This window comes from Fructilactobacillus sp. X2R1C1 (assembly GCF_059901435.1).
The window spans coordinates 1-242 of record NZ_JBWXUV010000140.1; the positions used below are offsets into that span (position 1 = coordinate 1).

The 242-nt window shown below is 50.0% G+C and carries 1 protein-coding gene; it reads right to left on the reverse strand.

The annotated features are described in order from the left end of the window. On the reverse strand, positions 1 to 242 hold a 242-nt coding region (locus AC6UDG_RS07805; RefSeq protein WP_500707007.1), incomplete at both ends, for a hypothetical protein.

Sequence of the window (242 nt, forward strand, 5' to 3'; positions counted from 1 at the left end):
CTCTTCGGGCTCATTCTTCTGGATCTTGGTAGTGGCAACAGTGGCGTTGGGATCCGCATCAATGATCTGCTTCCATTTTCCATTCCCCTTGTCAGGTTCTGGCTCAGGGTCAAAACATGTATCTAATTCGGAAGCCTTCAACTCGGCCACCAATGACTGCTTGGTCCGACACTCACTTGTGTTATGAGTGGGACTCTTGTGGAGCTCACACCACTTTCCTTTGTCCTTCTTCAGCTTCGTGG